Annotated in this window: 15 protein-coding genes; 5 read left to right on the top strand and 10 right to left on the bottom strand. The window is 58.8% G+C overall.

All coding sequences use genetic code 11. The annotated features are described in order from the left end of the window. Positions 1-9 precede the first annotated feature (9 nt). The 3 genes from BM254_RS08360 to BM254_RS08370 form a co-directional block, all read right to left on the bottom strand. Complete coding sequence (locus BM254_RS08360) at positions 10-708, bottom strand: crotonase/enoyl-CoA hydratase family protein (RefSeq protein WP_092001576.1); 699 nt, start codon at positions 706-708, stop codon at positions 10-12. 131 nt (positions 709-839) lie between these two features. After that, positions 840-1,274 carry a fibronectin type III domain-containing protein gene (locus BM254_RS17870; protein ID WP_245777400.1) on the bottom strand — a complete coding sequence of 145 codons (435 nt, stop codon included), beginning with the start codon at positions 1,272-1,274 and terminating at the stop codon, positions 840-842. Between the two features lie 347 nt (positions 1,275-1,621). Further along, entirely contained in the window at positions 1,622-4,195 is a 2,574-nt protein-coding gene (locus BM254_RS08370) for a DUF2339 domain-containing protein (RefSeq protein ID WP_092001579.1), read from the bottom strand. 159 nt (positions 4,196-4,354) lie between these two features. On the opposite strand from BM254_RS08370, the gene BM254_RS08375 reads away from it, so the two are divergent. After that, positions 4,355-5,545, top strand: coding sequence for a multidrug effflux MFS transporter (locus BM254_RS08375; protein WP_092001581.1), 1,191 nt, complete (start codon positions 4,355-4,357; stop codon positions 5,543-5,545). A gap of 32 nt (positions 5,546-5,577) precedes the next feature. On the opposite strand, the gene ligD is transcribed toward BM254_RS08375, so the two are convergent. The 5 genes from ligD to BM254_RS08400 form a co-directional block, all read right to left on the bottom strand. After that, complete coding sequence (gene ligD, locus BM254_RS08380) at positions 5,578-6,429, bottom strand: non-homologous end-joining DNA ligase (RefSeq protein WP_092001584.1); 852 nt, start codon at positions 6,427-6,429, stop codon at positions 5,578-5,580. Further along, complete coding sequence (locus BM254_RS08385) at positions 6,420-7,028, bottom strand: DNA polymerase ligase N-terminal domain-containing protein (protein ID WP_092001587.1); 609 nt, start codon at positions 7,026-7,028, stop codon at positions 6,420-6,422. The genes ligD and BM254_RS08385 overlap by 10 nt, the downstream gene beginning before the upstream one ends. A 41-nt stretch (positions 7,029-7,069) precedes the next feature. Beyond that, a complete protein-coding gene (locus BM254_RS08390) occupies positions 7,070-7,381 on the bottom strand; it encodes a hypothetical protein (RefSeq protein WP_245777401.1) in 312 nt (103 codons plus the stop codon). Between the two features lie 105 nt (positions 7,382-7,486). After that, complete coding sequence (locus tag BM254_RS08395) at positions 7,487-8,014, bottom strand: cytochrome b (protein WP_092001591.1); 528 nt, start codon at positions 8,012-8,014, stop codon at positions 7,487-7,489. Positions 8,015-8,078: 64 nt separating this feature from the next. Then, on the bottom strand, positions 8,079-8,423 hold the full coding sequence (locus BM254_RS08400; RefSeq protein ID WP_092001594.1) for a hypothetical protein: 345 nt from the start codon (positions 8,421-8,423) through the stop codon (positions 8,079-8,081). Between the two features lie 218 nt (positions 8,424-8,641). Between BM254_RS08400 and BM254_RS08405 the strand changes: the two genes are divergently transcribed. From BM254_RS08405 to arfB, 4 genes are all read left to right on the top strand, one after another. After that, positions 8,642-9,367, top strand: a complete 726-nt coding sequence (locus BM254_RS08405) for a response regulator (protein WP_092001597.1) — start codon at positions 8,642-8,644, stop codon at positions 9,365-9,367. After that, positions 9,364-10,797 carry a sensor histidine kinase gene (locus BM254_RS08410; RefSeq protein WP_092001600.1) on the top strand — a complete coding sequence of 478 codons (1,434 nt, stop codon included), beginning with the start codon at positions 9,364-9,366 and terminating at the stop codon, positions 10,795-10,797. The genes BM254_RS08405 and BM254_RS08410 overlap by 4 nt, the downstream gene beginning before the upstream one ends. 97 nt (positions 10,798-10,894) lie before the next feature. Continuing rightward, on the top strand, positions 10,895-11,554 hold the full coding sequence (locus BM254_RS08415) for a DUF2238 domain-containing protein (RefSeq protein ID WP_092001602.1): 660 nt from the start codon (positions 10,895-10,897) through the stop codon (positions 11,552-11,554). Positions 11,555-11,618: 64 nt separating this feature from the next. After that, positions 11,619-12,032 (top strand): alternative ribosome rescue aminoacyl-tRNA hydrolase ArfB, encoded by a 414-nt coding sequence (gene arfB / locus BM254_RS08420; protein ID WP_092001606.1) that lies wholly within the window; start codon positions 11,619-11,621, stop codon positions 12,030-12,032. Between the two features lie 26 nt (positions 12,033-12,058). On the opposite strand, the gene BM254_RS08425 is transcribed toward arfB, so the two are convergent. After that, positions 12,059-12,937, bottom strand: a complete 879-nt coding sequence (locus BM254_RS08425) for an AEC family transporter (protein ID WP_092001608.1) — start codon at positions 12,935-12,937, stop codon at positions 12,059-12,061. A gap of 35 nt (positions 12,938-12,972) precedes the next feature. Next, the gene (locus BM254_RS08430; RefSeq protein WP_092001611.1) at positions 12,973-13,347 is read right to left on the bottom strand and encodes a hypothetical protein; all 375 of its coding nucleotides are present in this window, start codon (positions 13,345-13,347) and stop codon (positions 12,973-12,975) included. Positions 13,348-13,404: the final 57 nt, after the last annotated feature.

The following is a 13,404-nucleotide window of genomic DNA, read 5'->3' on the forward strand; positions in this document are numbered from 1 at the left end:
AAACCTCAATTAACCTCTCAAGCCCAGGTTTTCGGCGTCCTGCTGAATGCAACGGTCGAGTAACGCCAGATACTCGGCCTTGGCCTTCACCTTGGTTTCACGGTGCGCACGCATATTCAGTTGCTTGAACTGGCTGGCCAGTGCATTTGCCCGCTCCAGGAGTTTGTCCTGGGCGACCACCTCGTCCAGATAACCGGCCTCAACCGCACCTTCAGGGCTGTAAATTTCCGCATTCACCACCGAACGATAGAAGTGCGGGGGGTTGAGGCGGTGGCGGGCAATCTCGATGCCGGCATGATGCATAGTCATCCCGATGGCCACTTCGTTCAGGCCCAGCTTGAACGGCCCCTCAATGCCGATGCGATGATCCACGGACAGAAGGATAAACGCGCCCTTGGCAATGGCATGACCGCTGCAAGCGCCAATCACCGGCAGGGGAAATGCCGCCAGACGGCGAGTCAGGGTGGAACCGACCTTCACCAGCGCGGCGGCCTCCTGCGGCCCCTTCTGCATTTCTTTCAGGTCATAGCCGGCGGAAAACACACCGGGCTGCCCGGTCAGGATAACCACCGCCTTGTCCTGCTCGGCCTGATCGAGCGCCTTGTTCAGCGCCTCGAACACCTCATGGCTCAGGGCATTCGCCTTACCATTGTTCAGGACAATCGTTGCAATTCCATCGTTCAGTTCGTAACTAACAAGCTCGGTCACCGGCCTCTCTCCTCTGACCACCCAGAATAAAGTGAGTGTTTGTTAACTTAACAGAAGCCAAGATTGTCGGTGAGGCGCCCGGGAGATTCAATCCCTGAAGTGAAAGACGGGCGCCAAAACGAGACGGTTATTCAGATTGTTTTGCTGACGACGTCGGAAGGGGCACTGATCAGGCCATCGGTGTCCACCACCTGAATGGAGAAAAACCACTCGCCAGTGCCCAGGTTGTCGATGGTGTATTCCATCGTGCTGGCGTCGTCGATCTCGATGGTTTTACTCAGTTCGGATGCGTCTTGGCCATAGCTGATGATGTAACTGTCCAGTTCCCCCATGGCAAGGCCTTCACCGTTCACGCGAGTGGCCGGGGCAACCCAGCTGAGTTTGGCAGTACCGGTTGCTGCATCATTCGAAGAGCTGACGCTCTCACCGCTGGACTTGGTGCCGGAATCGTAGGAGCTGGTCGTGTCACTACTGCCTTCAGCCGACCCTGAAGACACATTGGAATCGCCACCACACCCTGTAAGCACGACCCCCATAAATACTGCAGCAATCCATGCCTTTGACATATTAATGACGCTTTTCATAGTCAATAGACACCAATAAATCGTCGAATTTGTAAAATTGTATAAAACGGGACGAATTATCGTTGTAAAGTTTGTCAGTTTTCTAGTTACAAAATCGTCAATTTTCCGACTGGCGCGAATAGCCAAAGGGCGGGGGACCCCGATTGGGTTCAATATCTGAGGAAGAAAAACTGCGGAATTACCCACAATATCTGTGGATAACTGTGTTAGTAGAGCAAGGAAACATGGCGCCAGCAGGCATGGCGCCAGTACCGGAGAATTATGACGGATAATTGATCGGGCCAGTTTTCAGCCAGCCGTTAGTGTATTGGAGCCTCGGCCCTGCCAATCTAGAGCTCTGGTGTACGAGGCGTCCTGCGATAAAGCCAGGCCAGGCCCAGTAATGCCAGCCCCAGCCCCATGAAGGCCGCAACCCGCCAGAATCCCTGCAGGCCGGCCATATCGATGAGGAAGATCTTGGCTATCACAAGACCAAGCAATGTCATCCCCGCCTTGTACAGCCTGGCACTGTGATTGACACCGGAATAGAGAATTGCCGCGATGGCATACAGCATGCCGACTACCGAGTAGGTGTACAGCTCGCCTTCGGAGACACCAGAGACCAGTGCCATGTCGCTGCCACGCCAGAGCTGCCGGATTTCAAGGGCAGTGAACAGCAGGAAGCTCCCCGCTGCAAACCACCGGGCAACCGACTGGGGACCGAAATGTGTCAGCCGGCTGACGACAAGCGCCAGCAACACGGGCCCGCCATAGGCGGGAAGCAGCATGTTGAACACAGGCGTTGCACTGATGACGCTTCCTCCCAGCCACGGGTTATGCACCGTAACGAGAGTCAGGTAACTCAGGCAGGACAAGCCGAGCAGAATTCGCGAGAACAATCGGTAGAGCCAGGCCAGCGACTCACTGACCCTGGCCCGGTAGAGGTAGGTCAGGCTCAGGGCACCCCAGAGCAACATATTGATGGTCGCCTCTGTCAAACTGTATTCCCGGGTGAAGATATCGCCGTCATACAGCCAGTAGCGCAGTTCGGTACCGAGGAACAGCACCAACAGGTGCAGGGTGGCTGCCTCAAGCCAGGGCCGGATGCCATGGTGTTTGTCCGCAATCCGGGTGGCGATTGCCGCGGCCACCGTCGCGCCGCCGTATGTCCAGAGCGACCAGTGAACGCTGGCATCGTAGCCCCGTAGCCACGGATTGAAAGTCAGCCTTGCGACCACCAATGCCAGGGCCAGTTTGAGCAGAATATACAGCTCAGGCATCTGAAAACGTCGCGCCAGCCACGTCAGAGTGATGAACTGGACCGACAGCGCCAGGGTCAGCGATGCCTCGCGGAACATCATCACGGCAGCCAGGGAATAACCGATATGGGCTGCCAGTATGGCCCAGACCACACCCTCCCGATAACGTTCAGACCTTTCCATCTGCCAGGCCAGAACACCGTACACACCGGCCAGAATCAGCGTGCCCGTGGCCCATAGGGTTGTCCTCTCATAACCATACAGAAGCAGCCAGCCGAGGGTCAGCCAGACCAGTGGCGAGAGCAGCATCAAGGAACTCCAGCGCCGCTGGCCGGAATGGCGCACCCATTGCCAAAGCGCCGGCGCAACCGTGAGGATCGCCGCTGAAATCAGGTAGGTAACGAACGCCGCGCGCTGCCCGGCCGGAAACTGCACCAGGAAAACAACATCGGCACTGGTGCGGCTCATATAAACCAGCCAGCCAACGGCACTGGCCAGCACGGCGCCCCAGGGGAGGAACCAGAGCGCGCCATGGCTTTGGGGGATCAGAGCCGCCACTGGCAAAATCAAGAGCCAGGCCCAGAAAAACGGAGCATCTACCGGCTGGCCGGCAACAGAAACAGCCCACAGTGCGAGCAAGGGCAGAAAGGCCTGGCGCAATCGCCAGGCATCCTGCTGCACCTTGCCCGGCAGAATCGCAAAAGCCAGGAACAACCCGGCCAGGTAACAGGCTGTCGACACCTCGACCGGCACGGCAGAGCTGGTCAGCAGCCACCACAGCAAAGCACCCGCCAGGGTGGCGTACCAGAGCCACTCCCGGAAAACATAGCGCATCAGCATCAGAGAACTCAGGGTGACGAGGAAACTGTACGACAGCACGAAGGTGACGCTGCCGTCCTCGCCGCCAATAAGCATGGGTACCAGGTAGGCGCCACTCAACCCCATGATTGCCAGCAATGGTCCGTGAACCAGCGCCATGACCATGGTACCCAGTGACACGATCCCCAACCCGATCAGACCGGTCATCGAGCTGATCAGGCCGTAGTGGTGCACTCCAGCAAGCAGCGCCGCATACAGAGTGATACTCCCGCCCCCTGCCAGCGCCGCAAAAACCTCATCCGCACCTTTCTGGCGGCGGCGGAGGAATTCGGCGGCGCCGTGCAACACCAGGCCACTGATGAGAGCCAGCAGGAACTGCTGAGTCGGGCCGATGAGACCCGCACTGATGGAATGGCTGACCATGAATATGCCTGCCAGACCAACACTCAGGCCTCCCAGCCAGACCATCCAGTTTTCCCTGAGGGCCGTGAGGATACGGCCAGCCCTGACCGGTTCTTCCGGCTCTCCCGAGAGCCACTGAGCATCCTCTTGAACCCTGGCCTGTGGCGGGGATTCCATCTCCACCGACGGATGGGGATTTATCTCCAGCGGTTCAGGCCGGGGTTCCGGCTGGGGCGATTCCGATGTATCAGGAGCAGCCTCTTCCCTCCCCGTCCGATATCTGAGGCTGGCGATTTCTCCCCGTAAAGCTGCGATTTCCCGCTCGAGCCCCTCGATTCGCCTCGACTGGGCGCCACGCTGACGGAACGCCAGGAACCCGAGTACCGAGCCAACAGGAATGAACAACGCCAATCCCACGGTAAAAACGATGAATAATACTTCCACACCTGTCTCCCTGGTTGCGCGCAACTGCTGCGGCCATTCGGGTATTATTATGCGCACACAACCAATAACTTGCAGATCCCCCGATCACGCTTTCGGAAACTGCTCATTGCATCAGATGACAATTATTATTAGCTTTCTACCTTCCCAAGGAGGTAGGTTTTGTCCCATTTTCAGCTAGCGTTACTACTCGGAATGACCGTGGCCCTCGGGCCTCTGGCGCTGGACGCCTATTTGCCGGCATTCCCCAGCATCGCCGACAGTCTCGGCATTGCCCACAGCGAGGTGGGCCTGACCCTCAGCGCCTATGTGGCAACCCTGGGGCTGGCTCAACTGGTCGGCGGCCCGCTGTCTGATCGCTATGGCCGGCGCCCGATTCTGGTGGGTGGGCTGGCCATTTTTGCGGGCGCAGCCGTGATGGTCTCGCTGGCCGATTCACTCTCGAACATGGTGCTCTGGCGGGTGATTCAGGGCGTTGGCGGAGCTTTCTGTGCGGTTTCTGTTCCCGCCATTGTCCGGGACCAGGTTGGCGGGCAGGAAGCGGCGCGGCTGTTCGGCCTCATTGGTCTGATCATGTTTATCGCGCCTGCAGCGGCACCCTCCATGGGCGCCCTGATGCTGGCCCTGGGTGACTGGCACAGCATATTCCTGGTGCTGGCCGGGTACGCCGTGTTTCTGGTGTTCGCGCTGAATGTGGCGCTGTTCCCCAAACTGCAACCGAGGCCACCGGCGACCACACCGGTACGAACACTGGTTACCAACTACCTGCTGGTACTCCGCCACCGGACCACCATGCGCTTCGTGGGGATCCAGGTGCTGTGCTTCAGCACCATGCTGCTATTCATTACCCACTCCTCGTTTATCTACCAGGAGTGGTTCGGCCTCTCCAATGGCATGTTTGCCATCCTGTTCGCATCCAATATCGCCCTGATGGCCATTCTCAACCTGATCAACCGGCCACTGCTGAGACGCTTCTCATCGGTGGTTCTGTTGCGGGTACAGGTAGCAATGCAGTTTGCTGCGCTGGTGGCACTGGTGGCGGTCGTCCTGCTGGAGGGCCCATTCTGGCTGGTCGCGGCCTGCATCATCGCTGCCATCGGCTGCCAGGGCGGCATCATCCCCAACAACATGGCCAATGCCCTTGAATACTTCCCGCATCTCGGTGGCACCGCAGCCGCCCTGATGGGTGCCTCACAGTTCACCATTGCCGGCGGCATCAGTGCCCTGTCATCGATGTTCGGTGGCGACGCCCTGCTGCCAATCGTAGCCAGTATGCTGGCATGCTCTGCCGGCGCCGTTCTTCTGGCAGCCGGAGCGCCCGGTGCCGTTGATCGAGAGATGGCCACAGCCTGATCAAGCTCTTTGGCGCAACACCATACGGGGGCTCAGGGAAGGCCCACCCGATGCCGTTTGAAGTCCTGCCACGGGTCCTTTTTTGCCCCGAGCCGACGAAATATATTGGCGAGCCCCCAGCTTTGCGGCCCGGTCTTCTTATCCTTGAGTTCTGTCCATGAGATCGGCGTAGCGACCGGCGCTCCCGCGATAGCCCGCAAGGAGTATGGGGCGATTGCCGTCATACCGAAATCATTGCGCAGGTAATCGATAAACACCCTGTTCCCCCGCTTTTCCTTGCGGTGCTCCATGGTTGCAATGCCCGGGCAGCGGGCCAAGAGTTCCTCAGCCAGCTGCTGCACTACCGGTTTTACCCGTTCAAAGGTTGCTTCCGGACGCAGGGGCACGTGGACATGCACACCACGGGACCCGGTGGTCTTCACGAAGGACGGCAAATCCCGTTGATCCAGAAGCGACTTGAGCCCAAGCGCCAGCTCGCGCACCTTCTCGAAATCATTATCGGAAGGGTCCAGGTCAAAAATCATCTGGTCAGGTCGATCGAGCGCCTCCCCCAGGGACAAGGCAACATGAAGTTCCACCACGTTCTGGTTGGCGAAGTAGGTCAGGTCATTCGCCTCATCCGCGGTAACCATTAGCATGGTTTTCTGATCCTTGCTGCGCATCGGAACTTCAAGGCGCTCCACGTGGGAAGGGAAATGCTCTGGAGCGTGTTTCTGGAAAAAACCTTCTTCATCGATACCCTCAGGAAAGGACCTGAGGGTCAGCGGTCGGCCCTTGAGGTGGGGCAACATGATTGGCGCTATTTTCCGGTAGTAATCCACCAGATCACGTTTACTAATGCCTTCATCCGGGAAGAGTAGCTTGTCAGGGTGACTTATCTGCATGGCCCGTCTCCTCTTCCATCCCTGGCAATTTCCTTGAGCGATCGACCACTGATTACCGAATCCGGCTCAGTAGAGACGGGATTGCGCCTGGCGTCTGCCTGGTCATCATCCATCTTGATGATCAGCCAGTGCTCTCCGGATTCCCCTGTCTCCATTCTTACCAGTGAGTAGCCACCCTGAAGCTTTTCTCCAGCAAGGTTTATCTTGAGCTTGCCTGCCTCAAGGTGCTTTTCCAGGGCGCCCGAGTCGTCACCGTCCTCCTCAAGAGAAGAGAAATCGCCCCGATCCCAGACCATCACCGTACCGGCACCGTGTTGACCCTCGGGGATGACACCCTCAAAGTCCGCATACTCCAAAGGATGATCCTCCGTCCGAATGGCCAGACGCTTCTCGCCAGCGGCGGTGGACAGCCCCTTGGGCACCGCCCAGGATTTGAGAACACCGCCAATGTTCAGGCGAAAGTCATAATGCAGGGTACTGGCGTCGTGCTTCTGGATAACAAATATCGGCGTAGTCCGGGCCGAGCCACCGTTACCGGATGGCTCGCCGGTTTTTCGGAAATCCCTTTTCCTCTTGTAACTGGCAAGCTTCTGGCTCATGCAGCCCTCCTTGCCAGGCGATCCTTACGCGCTCACGGTTCTCACTGACTGATTGGCTGACAACCGCGCATTGAGAGCGCCAGGTTCGCGCTGGCCCTTATCTGATCGTAGTACTTCGACGCAGTATTCACACCCATCTCGGCGTAATTGCTGGCCGTCGGGCTGATCAGGCTGCTCAGTTGCGCCCAGGCACTGGCGGATTGCCGGTCCCGACTGTAAGCGTCGAAGGCCTGGTAGATTTCGTTGCAGGTGACACCGTCACCATCGGTTGCGGCCGAAGACATGTAAGTGGAGGTCTGGCAGCCAGACAAAAGGGCGGTAGCAAGGATGGCAACGAGGAAAGAATATTTCACGAGCGGTGGTCTCCTGACAGTAATCCAAGGGATTGAAACATTGCCCGGGATACTAACAGAAACCACCGCCAGAATAAGTTGCCACTCCTAAAGAGCTGAGGCAGATCACAGTGCCATTCGTTTCATGATCCGGTCACCCAGCAGGTACTGGTGCGCCAGGGCCGCCGCCACGTGAACGCCAATCATCAGCCAGAGCACGTTGGCGAGAACCTCATGGATGTCCTCCCCGCTTTCTTCCAGCCACGCCACCTCCGGGCCCGAGCCAGACAGCGTCCAGCCAAAGAAGGTGACGGGGTCCCCTTCTCCCAGCGACGTCGCCAGTCCCGACAACGGCATCAGAATCATCAGTGCATACAGCGCGACATGCCCTAACCTGGCCATGGTCGCCCAGTGGGCAGGCGGAGTGAGGCGCGAACGGTTCAGCCATCGCCACAGGCCTCGAAACAGCACGAGCCCGAACAATGCCAGCCCCAGGCTCTGGTGCCACGCCATCAATGAGGCTTCCGAGATACTGTCTTCCAAAGCCTCGAACCAGACCTCGCTGGCAAGCATAAGCAACAGCAACACCGCCATAATCCAGTGCACGGCACGGGAAACGGCTCCATAACGGTTTTCAGCATCCATCACTGTCATCATCAATCTCCTTCAGCAGGGTGGCGAGAGCCCTCCCCGGGGCCCTCGCGCTGACTATCGACTCTCAATCCCGGCGTGAATCACGAGCCGGAGCGCCATAGCGGTTAAACTCCTGCTCCCGGATCAGGTTCTGTTCGGCATCCCGCAACTGCACCAGATAGGTACCGTCTTTGGTCTCCTCCACGGAGACGTCCACTCCCGGACCAAACCGGCGCAGCGCCTGGCCATAGGCCATGATGCGCATCTCCTCAGTGCTGTACTGTTTGAGATCCGCGTTCATGGGCTTGCCGTCGCGGCGATGCTCATAGCGGTCGTCGTCCCAGTAATCATCGTCCGCGGATACCAGAAGCGGTGTGGCACTGAGCAATGCGGCGACCGATAAAGCGGCAATCGTGGTGGTTTTTTTCATGGTAGAACTCCTTGCTTGATGAAACCCATGACGAAATGTCATTGCTGGTCGGGAATCATTGCACCAAGGAAACGTCGCAGAATTGTCTCGGTCATACGCCGACTTTGTCGCAAATTGTCGCAAGTGCCGGAATCGCGATGATTTTTGACAACATCGTGCCCAAGTGCCCCGGCAAGTCCCCTATAATCGGTGCAACAGTCAAGCAGACGGAGTAACGAGTGAGCGCTTCTCCAACCATTCTGGTAGTCGACGACCATCGGGACATTCGCGACCTGGTCGGCCGCTATCTGCAGGAGCACGGCCTTCGCGTGCTGCTTGCCGATGGTGGGGATGCCATGAAGCGGCAGCTGAGAGCCCACTCTGTGGATCTGGTCGTGCTGGACATCATGATGCCGGGTGACGATGGCCTCACCCTTTGCCGCTACCTTAGGGAACACACCGAGTTGCCCGTCATTCTTCTGACCGCCATGAGCGAGGAGACGGACCGCATCGTCGGCCTGGAAATGGGCGCCGATGATTACCTGACCAAGCCCTTCAATCCACGGGAGCTTCTGGCCCGCATCAAGGCCGTTCTGCGCCGTACCACAGCGCTACCACCCCAACGCAGCCCCATGGCCGGGCAACGCCTGTCATTCGAGGGCTGGACCCTGGATGTCGACCGCCATCAGCTGGTCGATCCGGAAGGAGTGGAAGTGTCCCTCAGCACCGCCGAGTACAAATTGCTGCTGGCGTTCCTTGAGCATGCCGGTCGTGTGCTGTCACGGGATCAGCTGATGGACCTGACCCTTGGAAGAGAAGCCGACGCCTTCGATCGAAGTATCGATAACCATGTCAGCCGGCTACGCCGGAAAATCGATCCGGATGCCCGCAACCCCAGGCTGATCAAGACCATCTGGGGCGGTGGCTACCAGTGGATCGCCAGCGTGGAAGGGACCGAAGAATGAGGTTTTGGCCCCGCCGTGCCGGCGGACAACTCGCCCTGTTGCTGATTCTGGTGCTGGTGGCGGCACAGATCATCACCATCGCAATTCTGGCGGGAGAGCGCCAGGGTGCCCTGCGCAGTGCCAGCCTTGAGCACGTTCTGGAGCGGATAGCCGATGCCTACACCCTGCTCGACACCACAGACCCGGAGCGCCAGGAGCGCGTATTACGGGCGCTTTCCAGCCCATCCCTGCACCTTTCCATTGATCCCGCACCTCACCTGCCCGCCGACGAAGCTTCAGTCATGACCCGGCAACTGGCCACGGAACTGGGCCTGACCGGTGAACAGGTACGAGCAGCGATGGCAGCGGATCAAGCAGAGTGCTTGCCGGGCCGGGAACCGAATGGTGATGACCACGAAGACCGAGAGAAGCACGAGGATGAGGACGAGCATCACGAAGATGAGGATCGACGTGAGCACCGGGAGGACCATCACGACTGCCCATCCATCCTGGGCGTTTCCCTGGCATTGTCATCGGGCGAGTGGTTCAACGCGCGAGCCCAGCCACCAGCACCTTCCTGGCTCTGGCTGAAGGCGACCCTTACCAGTGTGGGCATCACTGCCGTGCTTCTGATCCTCACGGTTCTGCTGGCGATTCGCCGCATTCTGCAACCGGTGAACGAGCTGAGCCGGGCCGCCCATACCTTCGGACGTGGTGAAAAAATCCGGATTCCGGAGCGCGGCCCCGAGGATATTCGCGAAGTGACGCGCGCCTTCAACCAGATGCAGCTCCAGGTCGGCCGAGCCCAGGAAGACCGGGAACGCCTGTTGGCTGCCCTGGCCCACGATCTGCGAACCCCTATTACCTCCATGCGGCTGCGGGTGGAAATGCTACCTGAAGGTGAGGACCGGGACCGGCTGCTCGATTCCCTGCAAGAAATGCAGCAACTAGCGGAAGCTACCCTCGACTTCATTCGCGGCAGCACCACCGAGAAACACCGCCGATATGACCTCGCCACCCTGCTGGACAGCCTCTGCGATGATCTCCGGGAAATGGGCCTGGCGGTAAACTGTGAAGACAGCCCGCGTTGCGTTCTCCAGGGCCAGCCGGAGGCGGTCAAGCGCGCCCTGCGCAACCTGATCGAGAACGCCGTCAAGTACGGGCAAAGGGCCGACGTGAAACTGGAAGCCTCTGAAAAAGAGGCCATCATCACTATCACAGATCAGGGTCCGGGTATCCCGGAAACGGAGCGGGACCGCGTATTCCAGCCCTTCTACCGCCTGGAGCAGTCCCGCAGCCGTGACACCGGTGGAGCCGGCCTGGGACTGGCCATCGCCCGGACCCTGATTCGGGGCATGGGTGGAGAGATCCAGCTCGGCACCGGTCCGGAGGGCCAGGGATTGCGAGTGTCTGTGATGTTACCCATCTCGGCACCCCGGAAGACTGACTGACCGGCGCGGCGGAACACCCTCCGGGCAACGGCTCACGCGCCATTTCCGCAAGCTGTTGTGTTAGGGTAACTCCACCGAGCACGGGAGCCTTCTGCAGATGCGAATCCGAATTACCCATCAGAGAATCACTGTTGCCCTGCAACTGGTTCTGCTGGCTGAAGCGATTTTCGCGGTCTGGGGCCAACGCTGGTTCACCGCGTTTCTGACCGGGATGATTATCCTGATCACCTTTTTCCCCGTGCTGTTCGAGCGGCGCTTCCGGATTCACATTCCGCCGGAGTTGCAGTTGGCGGCCATCGCCTTTGTATTTGCCTCGCTGTTTTTGGGCGAGATCCGGGATTACTACACCCGGTTCTGGTGGTGGGATATGGCGCTTCACACCATGTCCGGGTTTCTGTTGGGCATCATTGGCTTTTTGCTGGTGCACATCATGAACGAAACCGAAAAGATTCATGTCCACATGAAGCCCGGCTTTGTGGCATTTTTCGCCTTCCTGTTTGCCTTGGGTGTCGGTGCCCTGTGGGAGATCTTCGAGTTTGCCATGGACTCGCTCTTCGGTATGAACATGCAGAAACCAATGCTGGGTGATCCCTCCGGGCTTACCGATACCATGTGGGACCTGATCGTGGATGGGATAGGCGCGCTCGTGATCTCTTTTCTGGGCTGGCGTTACCTGAAAAGGCCGGATGCGAAATCCTTTCTTGAACGCTGGATTGACCGTTTTATCGAGCGTAACCCGAGGCTGTTCCGGCGCTAGCTGGGCTCGCCGTTGCGCAGAAAGCTAAAACACTCAAACCATTAACAGGCTTAATCACCGCACAATGCTGAAAATTTCCAACGCCGTCGAACTCGCCGACTGGGAAATCCAGATCACCCAGATCCGCGCTCAGGGTGCCGGTGGCCAGAATGTGAACAAGGTGGCCACGGCGGTTCACCTGCGCTTCGATATCCTCCACTCCACCCTGCCGCCCTTTTACAAGGAGCGACTCATGGCGTTGTCCGACCAGCGCATCAGCAAAGACGGCATCGTGGTAATCAAGGCACAATCCTTTCGCACCCTGGAGCAGAACAAGGAAGACGCACTCGAACGCCTCAAGGAACTGATACAGAGCGCGGTCAAACAACAGAAGGCCCGCCGGCCAACCCGCCCGACCAAGGGTTCTCAACGGCGCAGGGTGGACCGCAAAACCCAGAAGGGAAAGATCAAGTCGCTACGCGGCAAAGTGAAGGTGTGACGCGCCCTTCCAGAGCAGGCCACACGTCACCAGAGACTAAACCACACCGCCACACCCAGAGATACCACCAGTGATATCGGGATGGTGAGCGCAATTTCCTGTGCCGGGCCCTGGTACCGCACCGCCAGCACATAACTCATCACTGCAACAGACATGGCGCACTGGACCAGGAAAACCTGCGCTTGCAGCCCTTCAAGAGGCCACAAGAGCAACAATCCGGCGGCCACAGCCAGTCCTGCCAAAGGCCGGTAGAAACTGAACACCAGTGGCCTGAGCATCTCCCGTGCCCCGGAAAACCTGAGGTTGGCGATAGAGCTGCCAAGCTGCATCAGCATTACCGGCACGGTAATGGAGCCAAGCATATCGAGTGTCGTCATCACCGGCCCTGGCGGTTGGACTTTCAGTGCCAGCAGGATCGCACCGGCGATCAAGGCCAGCACCGGTCCGTTCTTCAGCATCGCCCGGAGGGATAGCCGGCCGGAGAGGCAACCGATCCCCAGCGTGAAGTGGCTGACCTGGATCACAGAGGAAATGACCATCGCAAAGCCGAGAGACTGGGCGCCGAACAACGCAAAGCAGACCGGCACCCCCATATTGCCGGTGTTGGGATGCACCAGCGCCGGCAGATAGGACCTCACCGGCAAGCCCATCAGCACCAAGACCACTGCCGTGACTGCGCTCATCGCCACCAGCCAGAGCACAGTCACGCCAACGAGCTCACCCATCTCGAATATGCCCAGGTCCATGCTCAGCACCGAGTGAAGCAACAAAGCCGGGATGCCCACGGTGGTAACCAGCCCGGACAGCGCCCGGCCATCAAAGAAATCGGTTTTACGACCCAGAACCGCTCCAATCGCGATCAGGGACAACAGGGGAATCAGGGCGTCAGAAAGGGTTTGAATCATGGACAAAAGGTCTGGATCAGCAATCAAGGTTCGCGTTAGTCAATCAACCCGGATTGCGGCACCAGGCAGTTCATCATCGTGATGGACAGATCCCGGAACACCGCATCAGAGGCCACGATGCTCGGAAACCGGTCGTGCATCTCGCGCCGGCAAACCGAGCTCCGGGCCTCGCTCTCTTTCACGCAAGTCGAATGGGCATCCGTGCCCACAGACTGGCCGGTGGCCTGCTCACAGAAAGCGGGAACCTGGGTGACCAGCCAGTCCACGGCCACACCAAGCTGAACCGGATCTGTTGCCAGATTGGCAAAGCGACTGGCATCCGCAGGCTCGGGCTTCTCCCGGGTCTGGTCCCAGAGAACAAAAATCAGCGCTAGGGAAACCAGTGTGACGGTGACCGTTGGGAACTTCATCGGCGGACTTCCAAGTTTTCAAGGGTGATCCGCGATGATAAAGACTCCGCACCGGCA

The organism is Marinobacter pelagius, from assembly GCF_900114925.1.
Taxonomy (GTDB): Bacteria; Pseudomonadota; Gammaproteobacteria; order Pseudomonadales; family Oleiphilaceae; genus Marinobacter; species Marinobacter pelagius.